This window comes from Streptomyces sp. NPDC043680, from assembly GCF_056436685.1.
The window spans coordinates 96,958-112,733 of the sequence record NZ_JBWKCE010000005.1 but is presented as its reverse complement, the minus strand read 5'-3'; the positions used below and the strand labels follow the sequence as shown (position 1 = coordinate 112,733).

Annotated in this window: 16 protein-coding genes; 11 read left to right on the top strand and 5 right to left on the bottom strand. The window is 70.7% G+C overall.

Annotated features, from left to right (window positions below; genetic code table 11):
- Positions 1-19: 19 nt before the first annotated feature.
- The gene (tkt, locus tag AC0666_RS12850; protein WP_468966759.1) at positions 20-2,107 is read right to left on the bottom strand and encodes a transketolase; all 2,088 of its coding nucleotides are present in this window, start codon (positions 2,105-2,107) and stop codon (positions 20-22) included.
- 265 nt (positions 2,108-2,372) lie between these two features.
- Here tkt and AC0666_RS12845 point away from each other — a divergent pair, with 265 nt between their 5' ends.
- From AC0666_RS12845 to AC0666_RS12835, 3 genes are all read left to right on the top strand, one after another.
- Positions 2,373-3,320, top strand: coding sequence for a heme o synthase (locus AC0666_RS12845; RefSeq protein ID WP_468966756.1), 948 nt, complete (start codon positions 2,373-2,375; stop codon positions 3,318-3,320).
- Positions 3,321-3,344: 24 nt separating this feature from the next.
- Positions 3,345-3,689, top strand: coding sequence for a hypothetical protein (locus tag AC0666_RS12840; protein WP_478707581.1), 345 nt, complete (start codon positions 3,345-3,347; stop codon positions 3,687-3,689).
- Between the two features lie 116 nt (positions 3,690-3,805).
- Entirely contained in the window at positions 3,806-4,927 is a 1,122-nt protein-coding gene (locus tag AC0666_RS12835; protein WP_468966753.1) for an amidohydrolase family protein, read from the top strand.
- Positions 4,928-4,960: 33 nt separating this feature from the next.
- On the opposite strand, the gene AC0666_RS12830 is transcribed toward AC0666_RS12835, so the two are convergent.
- The 4 genes from AC0666_RS12830 to AC0666_RS12815 form a co-directional block, all read right to left on the bottom strand.
- Positions 4,961-5,920 (bottom strand): COX15/CtaA family protein, encoded by a 960-nt coding sequence (locus AC0666_RS12830; RefSeq protein WP_468966747.1) that lies wholly within the window; start codon positions 5,918-5,920, stop codon positions 4,961-4,963.
- A gap of 34 nt (positions 5,921-5,954) precedes the next feature.
- Entirely contained in the window at positions 5,955-7,097 is a 1,143-nt protein-coding gene (locus tag AC0666_RS12825) for a hypothetical protein (protein ID WP_468966745.1), read from the bottom strand.
- A 106-nt stretch (positions 7,098-7,203) separates the two neighbouring features.
- The gene (locus AC0666_RS12820; protein WP_468584668.1) at positions 7,204-7,980 is read right to left on the bottom strand and encodes an ABC transporter permease; all 777 of its coding nucleotides are present in this window, start codon (positions 7,978-7,980) and stop codon (positions 7,204-7,206) included.
- On the bottom strand, positions 7,977-8,903 hold the full coding sequence (locus AC0666_RS12815) for an ABC transporter ATP-binding protein (RefSeq protein WP_468584667.1): 927 nt from the start codon (positions 8,901-8,903) through the stop codon (positions 7,977-7,979). The genes AC0666_RS12820 and AC0666_RS12815 overlap by 4 nt, the downstream gene beginning before the upstream one ends.
- A 231-nt stretch (positions 8,904-9,134) precedes the next feature.
- Between AC0666_RS12815 and AC0666_RS12810 the strand changes: the two genes are divergently transcribed.
- From AC0666_RS12810 to AC0666_RS12775, 8 genes are all read left to right on the top strand, one after another.
- Positions 9,135-9,875, top strand: a complete 741-nt coding sequence (locus tag AC0666_RS12810) for a helix-turn-helix transcriptional regulator (RefSeq protein WP_361717129.1) — start codon at positions 9,135-9,137, stop codon at positions 9,873-9,875.
- Positions 9,872-11,287, top strand: coding sequence for a Fe-S cluster assembly protein SufB (gene sufB, locus AC0666_RS12805; protein ID WP_468584665.1), 1,416 nt, complete (start codon positions 9,872-9,874; stop codon positions 11,285-11,287). The genes AC0666_RS12810 and sufB overlap by 4 nt, the downstream gene beginning before the upstream one ends.
- Before the next feature lie 68 nt (positions 11,288-11,355).
- Entirely contained in the window at positions 11,356-12,534 is a 1,179-nt protein-coding gene (gene sufD / locus AC0666_RS12800; RefSeq protein ID WP_468966737.1) for a Fe-S cluster assembly protein SufD, read from the top strand.
- Positions 12,534-12,851, top strand: a complete 318-nt coding sequence (locus tag AC0666_RS12795; RefSeq protein ID WP_468584664.1) for a bifunctional 3-phenylpropionate/cinnamic acid dioxygenase ferredoxin subunit — start codon at positions 12,534-12,536, stop codon at positions 12,849-12,851. Before sufD ends, AC0666_RS12795 begins: the two co-directional genes overlap by 1 nt.
- Before the next feature lie 7 nt (positions 12,852-12,858).
- Complete coding sequence (sufC, locus tag AC0666_RS12790) at positions 12,859-13,623, top strand: Fe-S cluster assembly ATPase SufC (protein ID WP_053785807.1); 765 nt, start codon at positions 12,859-12,861, stop codon at positions 13,621-13,623.
- The gene (locus AC0666_RS12785) at positions 13,620-14,876 is read left to right on the top strand and encodes a cysteine desulfurase (protein ID WP_478707580.1); all 1,257 of its coding nucleotides are present in this window, start codon (positions 13,620-13,622) and stop codon (positions 14,874-14,876) included. Before sufC ends, AC0666_RS12785 begins: the two co-directional genes overlap by 4 nt.
- Positions 14,877-14,898: 22 nt before the next feature.
- Positions 14,899-15,360 carry a Fe-S cluster assembly sulfur transfer protein SufU gene (gene sufU, locus AC0666_RS12780; RefSeq protein WP_356849267.1) on the top strand — a complete coding sequence of 154 codons (462 nt, stop codon included), beginning with the start codon at positions 14,899-14,901 and terminating at the stop codon, positions 15,358-15,360.
- Positions 15,357-15,701, top strand: a complete 345-nt coding sequence (locus AC0666_RS12775; RefSeq protein WP_030388904.1) for a metal-sulfur cluster assembly factor — start codon at positions 15,357-15,359, stop codon at positions 15,699-15,701. The genes sufU and AC0666_RS12775 overlap by 4 nt, the downstream gene beginning before the upstream one ends.
- The last annotated feature ends 75 nt before the right edge of the window (positions 15,702-15,776 follow it).

Genomic DNA, 15,776 nt, shown 5'->3' with positions numbered 1-15,776 from the left:
TCCTACTCTGGTGCCGGCGTCAGCGCGCGGCGGCGGCGATCGATTCCCTGGCGGCGGCGGCGACGGCCTCGGGGGTGAAGCCGAACTCGCGGAAAAGCACCTTGGCGTCGGCCGAGGCACCGAAGTGCTCCAGCGACACGATCCGGCCGGCGTCGCCCACGTAGCGGTGCCAGGTCAGGCCGATGCCCGCCTCGACCGCGACGCGCGCCTTCACCGACGGCGGCAGGACGCTGTCCTTGTATGCCTGGTCCTGCTCCTCGAACCACTCGACGGACGGCATCGAGACCACGCGGGTCGGGACGCCCGCGGCCTGGAGCTGCTCGCGGGCCTCGACGGCCACGTGCACCTCGGAGCCGGTGCCGATGAGCACGACCTGCGGCCGGCCGCCCTCGGCCTCGAACAGCACGTACCCGCCCTTGGCGGCGTCCTCGTTGGGCTCGTACGTCGGCACGCCCTGACGGGTCAGCGCCAGACCGTGCGGGGCGCCCTTGCCGAACACCTTGGTGTGGCGGCGCAGGATCTCGCGCCAGGCGATGGCCGTCTCGTTCGCGTCGGCCGGGCGGACCACGTTCAGGCCCGGGATGGCGCGCAGCGAGGCGAGGTGCTCCACGGGCTGGTGGGTCGGGCCGTCCTCGCCCAGGCCGATGGAGTCGTGCGTCCACACGTACGTCACCGGCAGGTGCATCAGGGCGGACAGGCGCACGGCGTTGCGCATGTAGTCGGAGAACACCAGGAAGGTGCCGCCGTAGATGCGGGTGTGGCCGTGCAGCGCGATGCCGTTCATGGACGCGGCCATGGCGTGCTCGCGGATGCCGAAGTGGATGGTGCGGCCGTACGGGTCGGCCTCCGGCAGCGGGTTGCCCTTCGGCAGGAAGGACGAGGTCTTGTCGATGGTGGTGTTGTTGGAGCCGGCAAGGTCGGCCGAGCCGCCCCACAGCTCCGGGATGATCCCGCCGAGCGCCTCAAGCACTTTGCCGGAGGCCGCGCGGGTGGCGATGCCCTTGCCCGGCTCGAAGACGGGGAGCTTGTCCTCCCAGCCCGCGGGCAGCTCGTTGGCGTTGATCCGGTCGAACTCGGCGGCACGCTCCGGGTTGGCCGTGCGCCAGGCCGAGAAGTCCTTCTCCCAGGCGGCCTTGGCGTCGCGGCCGCGGTCCAGGGCCTTGCGGGTGTGGCCGATGACCTCGTCGGAGACCTCGAAGGCCTTCTCCGGGTCGAAGCCGAGGACGCGCTTGGTGGCGGCCACCTCGTCGTCGCCGAGGGCCGAGCCGTGCGCGGCCTCGGTGCCCTGGGCGTGCGGGGCCGGCCAGGCGATGATCGAGCGCATCGCGATGAACGACGGGCGCCCGGTCTCGGCCTTGGCGGCCTGGAGGGCCTCGTACAGCGCCTTCGGGTCGAGGTCCCCGTTCTCCTGCTGGGCCACGCGCTGGACGTGCCAGCCGTACGCCTCGTACCGCTTGAGGGTGTCCTCGGAGACGGCCGTCTCGGTGTCACCCTCGATGGAGATGTGGTTGTCGTCCCACAACAGGACGAGGTTGCCGAGCTTCTGGTGGCCCGCGAGGGAGGAGGCCTCGGCGGAGATGCCCTCCTGGAGGCAGCCGTCACCGGCGATCGCGTAGACCATGTGGTCGAACGGGGACGTGCCCGGGGCGGCCTCCGGGTCGAACAGGCCGCGCTCGTAGCGGGCCGCCATGGCCATGCCCACCGCGTTGGCGACACCCTGGCCCAGCGGGCCGGTGGTGGTCTCGACGCCGGCCGTGTGGCCGTACTCGGGGTGGCCGGGGGTCTTGGAGCCCCAGGTGCGGAAGGCCTTGAGGTCGTCCAGCTCCAGGCCGAAGCCGGCCAGGTAGAGCTGCGTGTAGAGAGTCAGGGACGAGTGACCCGCGGAAAGCACGAAACGGTCGCGGCCGACCCACTCGGGGTCGGCCGGGTCGTGCCGCATGACCTTCTGGAAAAGGGTGTACGCGGCGGGGGCCAGGCTCATCGCCGTACCGGGGTGGCCGTTACCGACCTTCTGGACCGCGTCGGCGGCCAGGATGCGGGCGGTGTCGACGGCCCGCTGGTCCAGTTCGGTCCATTCGAGCTCTGTGGTCGTCGGCTTGGTGCTCACCGTGGGTCAGGGCTCCTCTCCACATGTCTGTTCCCGGTGACGAACGGTGCACCGGCGCGATTCCGAGCCTACCCCCGTGACGGCGTGCAGCTATTCGAGTGCCCGCAGTCCGTCACAACGTCGCGGCGCCGATCGGACCAACACGGGACGACCCCCGCGCAGGGCGACGTAAGTGCAACGTCTAGAGTGGCGTGGTACGCGCAAGCCTTTACCGGAGCTTCCTTTGAAGAGTCCGGGTCGCAGCTTGCTGGATTCTCTCTCAGGGGTGTGCGTGACGGCCGTCGAATCCCGTCCAGCGGGGGTGCTCGGGACCCCTCCCGGTCATCGGCCGTTCGGGGCCCGGGTCATGGCTTTCGTGGCTTTGACCAAGCCGCGGATCATCGAACTTCTGCTGATCACCACAGTGCCGGTGATGTTCCTCGCGCAGCAGGGCGTTCCCTCGCTGTGGCTGGTCCTCGCGACCTGCTTCGGCGGCTACCTGTCCGCGGGCGGCGCCAACGCGCTGAACATGTACATCGACCGCGACATCGACGCGCTGATGGACCGCACGGCCCAGCGGCCGCTGGTCACCGGCATGGTCAGCCCGCGCGAGTGCCTGGTCTTCGGCATCACCCTCGGTGTGGTCTCGACCCTGTTCTTCGGCCTGCTGGTCAACTGGCTGTCCGCGGCGCTCGCGCTCGGCGCGCTCCTCTTCTACGTCGTCGTCTACACGATGCTGCTGAAGCGGCGCACCGCGCAGAACATCGTCTGGGGCGGCATCGCGGGCTGCATGCCGGTGCTCATCGGCTGGTCCTCGGTCAAGAACGAGGTCTCCTGGGCCGCGGTCATCCTCTTCCTCGTCATCTTCTTCTGGACGCCGCCGCACTACTGGCCGCTGTCCATGAAGGTGAAGGAGGACTACGCGCGCGTCGGCGTGCCGATGCTGCCGGTGGTGGCGGGCAACAAGGCCGTGGCGCGGCAGATCGTGCTCTACAGCTGGGTGATGGTGGCGGTCTCGCTGCTGCTGACCCCGCTGGGGTACACCGGCTGGTTCTACACGTCGGTGGCCCTGGCGGCCGGCGGGTGGTGGCTGTGGGAGGCGCACGCGCTGCACGCCCGGGCCAAGGCGGGGGTGACGGGTGCGAAGCTCAAGGAGATGCGCCTGTTCCACTGGTCCATCACCTATGTGTCGCTCCTGTTCGTCGCGGTGGCCGTGGATCCCTTCCTCCGTTGATTACTCGCCGGTAGCATGCCTGTCATGGCAGACACCACCGCAGACGCAGACACCAAGAAGCTGGACCGGAAGGCCGCGCGGCTGGCCAAGCAGATCGGCGCGTTCGGCCGGCAGCACGGCGGCGCCGAAGGCCAGCTCGCGCACATCGGCCAGGCCGGCACCCGGATCGTGCTCGTGGGCGCGGACGGAGCCTGGGGCGACCTGGTGGCCCCGAACTGGCAGGCGGCCCAGCTGGCCGCCGAAAAGGCCGCGCTGACCCTCCACGAGGAGTTCGACGGCGAGTTCGCCGCCCGGGTGAAGACCGGTCCGTACGAGTGGAGCCGGATGGCCGGGATCCAGCTCGGCGGCGCGGGGCAGCCGGCCGCCTGAGCGGAGCCGCCGGCACCGGTGGCCGCTCGGTCAACAGCGCGAGCAACACCTCGCACCCCGCTCACCCGTTAGGACGTGTGGAAGCCCCTTCCTCACGTCCGCAACGGGATGCCCGGATGATCGAAACGCCGCCCTTGGTGGACCAGTACTGCCACGGAGTGCTCCGCACGGAGCTGGGCCTCGCCACCTTCGAGGCCCAGCTGTTCCCCTCGGCCGGCCCGCCCGCGGCCGGGACCACCTTCTTCGACACCCAGGCCGGTTTCGCCGTGCGCCGCTGGTGCCCGCCGCTGCTGGGGCTGGAGCCGCACTGCGCCCCGGCCCGCTATCTGGCCCGGCGCCGCGAGCTGGGCGTGATCGAGTCCCGCCGCAGGCTGCTGCGCGGCTCCGGGATCGCCGCCTACCTGGTGGACACGGGTGTGCCCGGTGACCTCGCCGGGCCCAAGGAGCTGGCGGTCGCGGGCGGCGGCGAGGCCTTCGAGTTGGTCCGGCTTGAGCTGCTGGCCGAACAGACCGCCGACACCTCCGGGACGGTGGCCGCCTTCCTCGCCAACCTCGCCGAAGCCGTCCACCACGCCGCCGCCGGGGCCGTGGCCTTCACCTGCCGCGCGGACGCCGGATACCTGGCAGCCCTCGCCGACGAGCCGGGGCCGCCCGATCCGGGCGCGGTACGGGGGGCGGTCGGCCGGTGGCTCGCGGGGCGCTCCAAGGGGGTGGCCGTGCGGGACCCCGTACTCCTGCGACACCTGCTGTGGAGCGCGGTGGCGTACGGACTGCCGCTCCAGCTGCACACGGGGGCGGGAGAGCCGGGGGAGCGGCCCGAGCCGGGCGGTCCCGCCCTGCTGGCGGAGTTCCTGCGGGCCACCGCGGGCCTCGGGACGCAGCTGGTGCTGTGCGGCGGATACCCCCACCACCGGGAGGCGGCCCGGCTCGCGGCGGCGTTCCCGCACGTCCACGCCGATCTCGGCGCGGCCCTGGGGAGGGGCGGTGCGCGGGCCGCGGCAGTGCTGGCCGAGCTGCTGGAGCTCGCCCCCTTCGGCAAACTGCTCTTCTCCAGCGGGGGCCGGCAGCTGCCCGAACTGCACGCGGTGGGCGCCCTGGTGTTCCGCGAGGCGCTGGGCCGGGTGCTGGGCGGCTGGGCCGGCGAGGGGGCCTGGTCCTGGCGGGACGCGGACCGGGTGGCGGCCATGATTGCGGCGGGCAATGCCCGCCGCGTCTACCGGCTGGACGAGCGCGGCTGAGCCGCCCGCGGGCGGGCGGCTCAGCCGCGCGGCTCAGACGGCCGAGAGCTGGGGGTCGCCCTGTGCCGGGATGTCCGCCTGCGGGGCCGGCCGCTCGCGCAGGCTCAGGGCCAGCCTGACCACGGCGATCCACACCAGGCAGGAGCCCAGCATGTGGGCGGCGACGAGGACCTCGGGCACGTGGGTGAAGTACTGCACGTAGCCGATGCCGCCCTGGGCCAGCAGCACGACCAGCAGGTCGCGGGCGCGCGCGCGGGTGTCGGTGGGGGCGTCGACCACGCGCAGCACCAGCCACATGGCCACGGCGAGCGCGCACACCACCCAGGCGGAGACCGCGTGGACGTGGGCGGTGGCCGACCAGTCGAACGGCATCCGCTTGATCTCGCTCCGGTCGCCGGCGTGCGGACCGGAGCCGGTGACCACCGTGCCCGCCGCGATCAGGACCAGTGTGGTGGTGAGCAGGGCCCACGAGAGCTTGCGCACCGGGCCGGGCACGCGCGGCCGGACCGTGCCGTCGCCCTCGCCTGTGCGCTGCCAGGTGATCGTCGTCACGGTGACCAGCGAGGTGGCGAGCAGGAAGTGCCCGGCCACGCTGTAGGGGTTGAGCCCCGTCAGGACGGTGATGCCGCCGAGGACCGCATTGCCCATCACGATGAGGAACTGGAGCCATCCGAGCCTCGTCAGCGACCGGCGCCAGGGCTTGGCCGAGCGCGCGGTGACGATGGCCCAGCCGACGGCCGCGCACAGGACGTACGTCAGCATGCGGTTGCCGAACTCGATGGCGCCGTGGAAGCCCTGTGCCTGGGTCACGATCAGGCTGTCGTCGGTGCACTTGGGCCAGGTGTCGCAGCCGAGACCGGATCCGGTCAGCCGTACCGCACCGCCGGTCACGACGATGACCACGCTCATGACGAGCGCGGCGAGCGCGGCCCGCCGGACGGTCCGGGGTGACGGAGTCCAGCGGCTGGCGACGTAAGCAAGGGGGGTCAACACGGCCCTTATCGTACGCCGCGCCTTGTGCAAACTTTCACGAGGGGGTGCCGCCGCCGCCCGCCGCCGCGCCGGGGCCCACGAGGAGCCGGAACAGGGCTCCCGCGGGGTCGCCTTCCTCGTGCCACCAGAGGCGGACCCGCCAAGAGCCGCCCTCGCCGGGGCACTCCGCCGACTCCCTGAATCCGCGCACCAATTCGCCGCCTATTTCCTCCGCTGTCCTGTTCCTCACCTTTGTGCTGCCGTGCCAAGGGCTGCCCTGTACGGTCCACAGTCCTTCCGGGCCGCGCACCTCGAAGCGCCACACCGCGCGCCAGGGCGTCACCTCCAGCATCGTGCCCACCTGCTCGGCATCCAGGTGCAGCCGGGCCGCGATCTCCTGCTCGGGCACCGAGCGGATCCGGGCGCCCACCACGGCCAGGGGCAGCAGCCGTTCGGGCAGCAGTCCCCGGTCGCGCAGCCGCACCAGCGAGTCGAAGGACAGCAGGCGAAGCCGCAGTTCCAACTGGCGGCCGATGTGGTCGATGGCCGCCTCCGCCTCCTGGGCGGCCTCCGGGCCGGGATCCGCCAGGAGCAGCCGGCGGAAGCCGCTCTCCGCGTCCACCGCCCAGGCCACCGCCTCCTCGGCGAGCCCCAGCTCCGCGAGGCGGTCCCCGAGGAAGACCTCGGCCTGTGCGAGGCCGCGCCGGTTGACCGGGTCGTGCTGGTCCAGCTCCGCCCAGACCGCGACGGCGGCACGGGTCAGGTCCCGGGCGCGCTCGCCGGCCGCGCGCTCCATGGCGCTGGGCCCGCTCTCCGCCGCCGCGCCCAGCGGATGACGGGGCAGCCGGTCCTCGTCGCTCAGCGGCCAGGACAGCCAGACCCCCTGGTTGATCAGGCCCCGGGCATACCACCGGGCGTACTCCGGGGCGTGCCCGGCGGCCTGCCGTCCGTGGTGCAGGCCCTCCTCGATGGCCGCAAGCGCCCCGGCCCGGTCCCCGGCGGCGAACCGCCGGGCCGCCAGGTCGCCCAGGCGCAGCCCGAGCCGCGCCGCGCACTCCGGGTCGGTCAGGGCCGGCTCGCGCAGCGCCCCGATCAACTCCGCCAGCAGCCGGTCGGCCTCCGGCTCCGCCTGCGCCGGGCCCGACCGGATCCGCGCCCATTGCTCGTCCAGCCGTAGAACGGCCTCCCGCTGCGCCATACCCGCCCCCCGGCTTCGTGGTCTGCGTCCCCTGTCGCTGATGTGCGGAGGTGGTCGTCCTCCTGTCAGGCCAACGCGCGGGGGAGGCGATTCGCTCCCGCCGGGTCTACTCCCAGCGGAAGAACTTCGCGGCGGCGCCCAGCCCCAGCACCGTCCACACGAGCAGCACGGCCGCATCCGCCCAGGGCAGCCCGGCCCCGTCCTGCAGCACCTCGCGCAGCCCGTGGGACAGCGCCGAGACCGGCAGCAGCCCGAGGACGTCCTGCACCGCGCCCGGGAACCTGTCCATCGGGACGATCACCCCGCCGCCGACCAGCAGCAGCAGGAACACCAGGTTCGCGGCGGCCAGGGTCACCTCGGCCTTGAGCGTGCCCGCCATCAGCAGCCCGAGCCCGGAGAAGGCGGCGGTCCCCAGCAGGATCAGCGCGGCCACCGCCGCCGGGTTCCCGTGCGGGGACCAGCCCAGCGCGAAGGCGATCACCGTGAGCAGCGCGATCTGGAGCACCTCGGTGACCAGCACGGACAGGGTCTTGGCGGCCATCAGCGCCCAGCGCGGCAGCGGCGAGGCGCCGAGCCGCTTGAGCACCCCGTAGCGGCGGTCGAAGCCCGTGGCGATGGCCTGGCCCGTGAAGGCGGTCGACAGCACGGCCAGGGCGAGGATCCCGGGCGCGAGGAAGTCCACGGACCGCTGGGCGCTCCCGACGGGCACGGTGATGATGTCCACCGAGGAGAACAGCACCAGCAGCAGCGCCGGGATGATCACCGTCAGCAGCAGCTGCTCCCCGTTGCGCAGCAGCATCCGGGTCTCCAGCGCCGTCTGGGCGAGGATCATGCGGGACACGGGCGCGGCCCCCGGGCGGGGCGTGAACGTACCGGCGCTCATGCGCGCAGCTCCTTACCGGTGAGCTCCAGGAAGACGTCTTCGAGCGTGTGCCGCTCCACCGACAGGCTGCTCGGCATCACGCCGTGCTGCGCACACCACGACGCGACGGTGGCCAGCATCTGCGGGTCGACCTCGCCGACGACCCGGTAGGCGCCCGGCGTGAGCTCGGCGGCCTGGGTGCCGTGGGGCAGTGCCTTCAGCAGCGACGCGAGATCGAGGGAGGGGCGGCCGGTGAAGCGCAGGGTGTTCTCGGCGCCGCCGCGGCACAGCTGCTCGGGGCTGCCGTGGGCGATGACCCGGCCCGCGTCGACGATCGCGACCTCGTCCGCCAGCTGCTCGGCCTCGTCCATGTGGTGGGTGGTGAGGATGACGGTGACCCCGTCGGCGCGCAGTTCCCGTACGAGGTCCCAGGTCGCGCGGCGGGCCTGCGGGTCCAGGCCCGCGGTCGGCTCGTCGAGGAAGACCAGCTCGGGGCGGCCCACCACGGCCATGGCCAGGGCCAGGCGCTGCTGCTGGCCGCCGGAGAGCCGGCGGTAGGGGGTGCGGCCGCAGCCGCCCAGCCCGAGCCGCTCGGCGAGGGCGCCCACGTCGAGCGGGTCGGCGTACAGCGCGGCCATGTGGCGCAGCATCTCGACGGCGCGGGCGCCGGAGTAGACCCCGCCGGACTGCAGCATCACGCCGATCCGGGGGCGCAGCGCTTCGGCCTGGGCCACCGGGTCGAGACCCAGGACGCGGACGGTGCCGGCGTCGGGGCGGCGGTAGCCCTCGCAGGTCTCCACGGTGGTCGTCTTGCCCGCGCCGTTGGGGCCGAGGACCGCGGTGACGGAGGCTCTGCGGACGGTGAGGTCCAGGCCGTCCACCGCGGTCTTGGGGCCGTACCGCTTCACCAGTCCGCGGATCTCCACGGCGGGGTCGTTGCTCATGCGGGTGAGTCTACGGAGCCCGAAAGGGGTCATCGGGCGCCGGGGGAGAGCGCTTGTTCCGCTGCGGCCCAAGACGGGTTCCGTGCAGGTGGGGGCCGTGATCACTTCACTCTGCGTGGACAGATTAGGTAACCCTTAGTGATGGAGGACACCAGGAGTGGCCTCCGTCACGGCTTGTCGGGCCTCAAGTAATTACGCAACAATGGCGTTGTGAAATACGGCGAACGGCTGATGGAGACCCCTCACGGGGAACTCGCTACCGGGGAGCGGTCAACCCGCAACCGGGTCGCGCGCTCCATCCTGGACCACGGTCCGTCCACCGTCGCCGATCTCGCCGCGCGTCTCGGCCTCACCCAGGCCGCCGTCCGCCGCCACCTCGACACGCTCGTCGCCGACGACGTGGTCGCACCCCGTGAGCAGCGCGTGTACGGCGCGCGCACGCGGGGCCGACCCGCCAAGGTGTTCGCGCTGACCGACTGCGGCCGTGACGCCTTCGACCAGTCCTACGACTCGCTCGCGGCGGACGCCCTGCGCTGGATCGCGCAGTCCGCCGGCGGTGGCGAGCAGGGAGAGGCGGCCGTGGCCGCCTTCGCCCGGGCCCGTATGGACGCGCAGGCCGAGACCTACCGGGAAGCAGTCGAGGCGGCCGCCCCCGCGGACCGCACCGAGGCCCTGGCCAAGGCGTTGACCGCGGACGGGTACGCTGCTACGGCGAAGAGCGCTCCCGGTCCGCACAGCGGTGAACAGCTCTGCCAGCACCACTGCCCGGTCGCCCATGTCGCCGAGCAGTTCCCGCAGCTCTGCGAGGCGGAGACCGAGGTCTTCTCCCGCCTGCTCGGGACGCACGTGCAGCGCCTCGCCACGATCGCCCACGGCGACGGGGTGTGCACCACGTTCATTCCGCGAGGCGCGGGCGCCACACAGACCGACACATCAGCATCTGCAAGCACGGCCGGGAGGAACCCCGCATGACCACGGAGACTGCTCACCCTGAGCTCGATGGCCTGGGCACCTACGAATACGGCTGGGCCGACTCCGACGCGGCCGGTGCCGCTGCCAAGCGGGGTCTGTCCGAGGACGTCGTCCGGGACATCTCGGCGAAGAAGAACGAGCCCGAGTGGATGCTGAAGCTCCGCCTCAAGGGCCTGAAGCTCTTCGACAAGAAGCCCATGCCGACCTGGGGCTCCGACCTGTCGGGCATCGACTTCGACAACATCAAGTACTTCGTGCGGTCCACCGAGAAGCAGGCGGAGTCCTGGGAGGACCTGCCCGAGGACATCAAGAACACGTACGACAAGCTCGGCATCCCGGAGGCGGAGAAGCAGCGCCTCGTCGCGGGCGTCGCGGCCCAGTACGAGTCCGAGGTCGTCTACCACCAGATCCGTGAGGACCTGGAGGAGCAGGGCGTCATCTTCCTCGACACGGACACCGCGCTCAAGGAGCACCCGGAGCTCTTCCAGGAGTACTTCGGCACGGTCATCCCGGTCGGCGACAACAAGTTCGCCTCGTTGAACACCGCGGTGTGGTCCGGCGGCTCCTTCATCTACGTCCCCAAGGGTGTCCACGTGGACATCCCGCTCCAGGCCTACTTCCGCATCAACACGGAGAACATGGGCCAGTTCGAGCGGACGCTGATCATCGTCGACGAGGACGCCTACGTCCACTACGTCGAGGGCTGCACCGCCCCGATCTACTCCTCGGACTCGCTGCACAGCGCCGTGGTCGAGATCATCGTGAAGAAGGGCGGCCGCTGCCGCTACACGACCATCCAGAACTGGTCGAACAACGTCTACAACCTGGTCACCAAGCGCGCCGTGGCATACGAGGGCGCGACCATGGAGTGGATCGACGGCAACATCGGCTCCAAGGTCACGATGAAGTACCCGGCCGTCTACCTGATGGGCGAGCACGCCAAGGGCGAGACCCTGTCCATCGCCTTCGCGGGCGAGGGCCAGCACCAGGACGCCGGCTCCAAGATGGTCCACATGGCGCCGAACACCTCCTCCAACATCGTCTCCAAGTCGGTGGCGCGAGGCGGCGGCCGCACCTCGTACCGCGGCCTGGTTGAGATCGGCGAGGGCGCCAGCGGCTCCAAGTCGAACGTGCTCTGCGACGCGCTCCTGGTTGACACGATCTCCCGCTCGGACACGTACCCGTACGTGGACGTCCGCGAGGACGACGTCTCCATGGGCCACGAGGCGACCGTCTCCAAGGTCTCCGAGGACCAGCTCTTCTACCTGATGAGCCGCGGCATGACCGAGTTCGAGGCCATGGCGATGATCGTGCGCGGCTTCGTCGAGCCGATCGCGAAGGAGCTGCCGATGGAGTACGCCCTGGAGCTGAACCGGCTGATCGAGCTGCAGATGGAGGGCTCGGTCGGCTAGTCCCGACCGGCCGTCCGGCCCGCAGCACATCCTTTGACGTAGACACGAGAGCGAGCAAGACGACAGCCATGGCTGAGGCTCAGAACATTCCGGCGGGTTCGACCACCGCCGGCGCGATCGCGGTGGCCGCCGAGTCCACCGTCGCCACCCGGATGAGCGCACCGCCGTCCTTCGACGTGGCGGACTTCCCCGTCCCGCACGGCCGTGAGGAGGAGTGGCGCTTCACGCCGCTCGCCCGCCTCAAGGGCCTGCACGACGGCACCGCGACCGCCAACGGCAGCATGAAGGCCCAGATCGACGCGCCCGAGGGCGTCACGGTCGAGTCGGTGGAGCGCGACGACGCCCGCATCGGCAAGGCCGGCACCCCGGTGGACCGGGTCGCCGCCCAGGCGTTCTCCTCCTTCGCCAAGGCCACGGTCGTCACCGTGCCCAAGGAGGCCGTCCTGACCGAGCCCGTGCGCGTCTCGCTGCACGGCGAGGGCGGAACGACCTTCGGCCACACCGTCTTCGACGTGCAGGCCTTCGCCGAGGCCGTCATCGTCATCGACCACACCGGCGACGGCGTCCGCGCGGCCAACGTGGAGTTCCTGATCGGCGACGGCGCCAAGGTGACCGTCGTCTCCATCCAGGACTGGGACGACACCGCCGTCCACTGCTCCCAGCACAACGCGCTGATCGGCCGTGACGCGAGCTTCAAGTCGGTCGTCGTCACCTTCGGCGGTGACCTCGTCCGCCTGCACCCGCGGGTCAGCTACGCCGGCACCGGCGGCGAGGCCGAGCTCCTCGGCCTCTACTTCACCGACGCCGGCCAGCACCAGGAGCACCGCCTCCTGGTCACCCACGACGCCCCGCACTGCAAGTCCCACGTGGTCTACAAGGGTGCGCTCCAGGGCCAGGACGCCCACGCCGTCTGGATCGGTGACGTGCTCATCGAGAAGAGCGCCGAGGGCACCGACACCTACGAGATGAACCGCAACCTCGTCCTCACGGACGGCGCGCGGGTCGACTCGGTGCCGAACCTGGAGATCGAGACCGGCGAGATCGTCGGCGCCGGCCACGCCTCCGCGACCGGCCGCTTCGACGACGAGCAGCTCTTCTACCTGCAGGCCCGCGGCATCCCGGCCGACGAGGCCCGCCGTCTGGTCGTGCGCGGCTTCTTCGCCGAGCTCGTCCAGCAGATCGGTGTCCCGGACATCGAGGAGCGCCTGCTCGCCAAGATCGAGACCGAGCTTGAGGCGTCCGTCTGATGACCTACGTGAAGGCCTGCTCGCTGAGTGAGCTTGAGGAGAACACCCCCAAGCGGGTGGAGCTCGACGGGACGCCGGTTTCCATCGTCTCCACCGAGGGGGAGGTGTTCGCGATCAACGACATCTGCTCGCACGCGAACGTCTCGCTCTCGGAGGGCGAGGTCGAGGACTGCATGATCGAGTGCTGGCTGCACGGGTCCTCCTTCGACCTGCGCACCGGCAAGCCCTCGGGTCTGCCCGCGACGCGCCCCGTTCCCGTATACCCCGTAAAGATCGAAGGGGACGACGTGCTCGTCTCCCTCACCCAGGAGTCCTGAGGCACCCATGGCAACGCTTGAAATCCACGACCTGCACGTCTCCGTCGAGGCCGAGAACGGCGCCCGCGAGATCCTCAAGGGCGTCGACCTCACCGTCAAGCAGGGTGAGACGCACGCCATCATGGGCCCCAACGGCTCCGGCAAGTCCACCCTGGCGTACTCGCTCGCCGGGCACCCGAAGTACACCATCACCGGTGGCACCGTGACCCTCGACGGCGAAGACGTCCTGGAGATGTCCGTCGACGAGCGCGCCCGCGCCGGCGTCTTCCTCGCCATGCAGTACCCGGTCGAGGTCCCCGGCGTCTCGGTCTCCAACTTCCTGCGCACCTCGGCCACCGCCATCCGCGGCGAGGCCCCGAAGCTGCGTACCTGGGTGAAGGAGGTCAAGTCCGCGATGGAGCAGCTCCAGATGGACCCGGCCTTCGCCGAGCGCAACGTCAACGAGGGCTTCTCCGGCGGTGAGAAGAAGCGCCACGAGATCCTCCAGCTGGAGCTCCTCAAGCCGAAGATCGCGATCCTCGACGAGACCGACTCCGGCCTCGACGTCGACGCGCTGCGCATCGTCTCCGAGGGCGTCAACCGCGTCCGCGAGACGGGTGAGGTCGGCACCCTGCTGATCACCCACTACACGCGCATCCTGCGGTACATCAAGCCGGACTTCGTGCACGTGTTCGCGAACGGCCGGATCGCCGAGTCCGGTGGCGCCGAGCTGGCGGACCAGCTTGAGGCCGAGGGCTACGACAAGTACGTGAAGGGTGGCGCTACCGCGTGACGCAGCTGCCTGGCCTCCTCGACATCGAGGCGATCCGCAAGGACTTCCCCCTGCTGGATCGTGTGGTCCACGACGGGAAGAAGATCGTTTACCTGGACAACGCGGCGACCTCGCAGAAGCCGCGCCAGGTGCTCGACGCGCTGAACGAGTACTACGAGCGGCACAACGCCAACGTCCACCGCGGCGTGCACGTGCTCGCCGAGGAGGCCACGGCGCTGTACGAGGGCGCCCGCGACAAGGTCGCCGCCTTCATCAACGCACCGAGCCGCGACGAGGTGATCTTCACCAAGAACGCCTCGGAGTCGCTCAACCTGGTCGCGAACATGCTCGGCTGGGCGGACGAGCCCTACCGGGTCGACCGCGAGACCGAGATCGTCATCACGGAGATGGAGCACCACTCCAACATCGTGCCGTGGCAGCTGCTCTCGCAGCGCACCGGCGCGAAGCTGAAGTGGTTCGGCCTCACCGACGACGGCCGGCTCGACCTGTCCACCATCGAAGAGGTCATCACGGAGAAGACGAAGATCGTCTCCTTCACGCTGGTCTCCAACATCATGGGCACGATCAACCCGGTCGACGCGATCGTCCGCCGCGCGCAGGAGGTCGGCGCGCTGGTGCTGATCGACGCCTCGCAGGCCGCTCCGCACATGCCGCTGGACGTCCAGGCGCTCGGCGCCGACTTCGTGGCCTTCACCGGCCACAAGATGTGCGGCCCGACCGGCATCGGCGTCCTGTGGGGCCGCCAGGAGCTCCTGGAGGACCTGCCCCCGTTCCTCGGCGGCGGCGAGATGATCGAGACCGTGTCCATGCACGCCTCGACGTACGCCCCGGCGCCCCACAAGTTCGAGGCGGGTACGCCCCCGATCGCCCAGGCCGTCGGCCTCGGTGCGGCCGTGGACTACCTCACCGCGATCGGCATGGAGAACATCGCCGCCCACGAGCACGCGATCACGGAGTACGCGGTCAAGCGCCTCTCCGAGGTGCCGGACCTGCGGATCATCGGCCCCACCACGGCCGAGGACCGGGGCGCCGCGATCTCCTTCGTGCTCGGGGACATCCACCCGCACGACGTCGGCCAGGTCCTGGACGAGCAGGGCATCGCGGTCCGCGTGGGACACCACTGCGCGCGCCCGGTCTGCCTGCGGTACGGAATTCCGGCGACCACGCGAGCGTCTTTCTATCTGTACTCCTCTCCGGCGGACGTGGACGCGCTGATCGACGGGCTGGAGCACGTACGGAACTTCTTCGGCTGACGGACGAGGGCGACGAGGACCAGTGAAGCTGGATTCGATGTACCAGGAACTGATCCTGGACCACTACAAGCACCCGCACGGGCGCGGCCTGCGCGACGGTGACGCCGAGGTGCACCACGTCAACCCGACGTGCGGCGACGAGATCACGCTGCGCGTGAAGTACGACGGCGAGACGCTCACCGACGTCTCCTACGAGGGCCAGGGCTGCTCCATCAGCCAGGCCAGCGCCTCCGTGCTGAACGAGCTGCTCGTCGGCAAGAAGGTGTCCGAGGCGCAGCGGATCCAGGACGTGTTCCTGGAGCTGATGCAGTCCAAGGGCAAGATCGAGCCGGACGAGGAGATGGAGGAGGTGCTGGAGGACGCGGTCGCGTTCGCCGGTGTCTCCAAGTACCCGGCGCGCGTGAAGTGCGCCCTCCTGAGCTGGATGGCCTGGAAGGACGCGACCGCCCAGGTCCTGGGTGACGCGGAGAGGAAGACGGCATGACCGAGAACGCGACGCCCGAGGCGTCGATCAAGCCGGCCACCGAGGAGGAGGTCCGCGAGGCCCTCTACGACGTGGTCGACCCCGAGCTGGGCATCGACGTCGTCAATCTGGGCCTGATCTACGGCATCCACATCGACGACGCGAACATCGCCACTCTCGACATGACGCTGACCTCGGCGGCCTGCCCGCTGACGGACGTCATCGAGGACCAGGCGAAGTCGGCGACCGACGGGATCGTCAACGAGCTGCGGATCAACTGGGTCTGGATGCCGCCGTGGGGTCCGGACAAGATCACGGACGACGGCCGTGAGCAGCTGCGCGCGCTCGGCTTCAACGTCTGATCAGTCCTCGACCGGTCCTTCGACCGCTCGCTGCGTGAGGGCCCCCGGCGCTTGGTGCCGGGGGCCTTGCCGTTC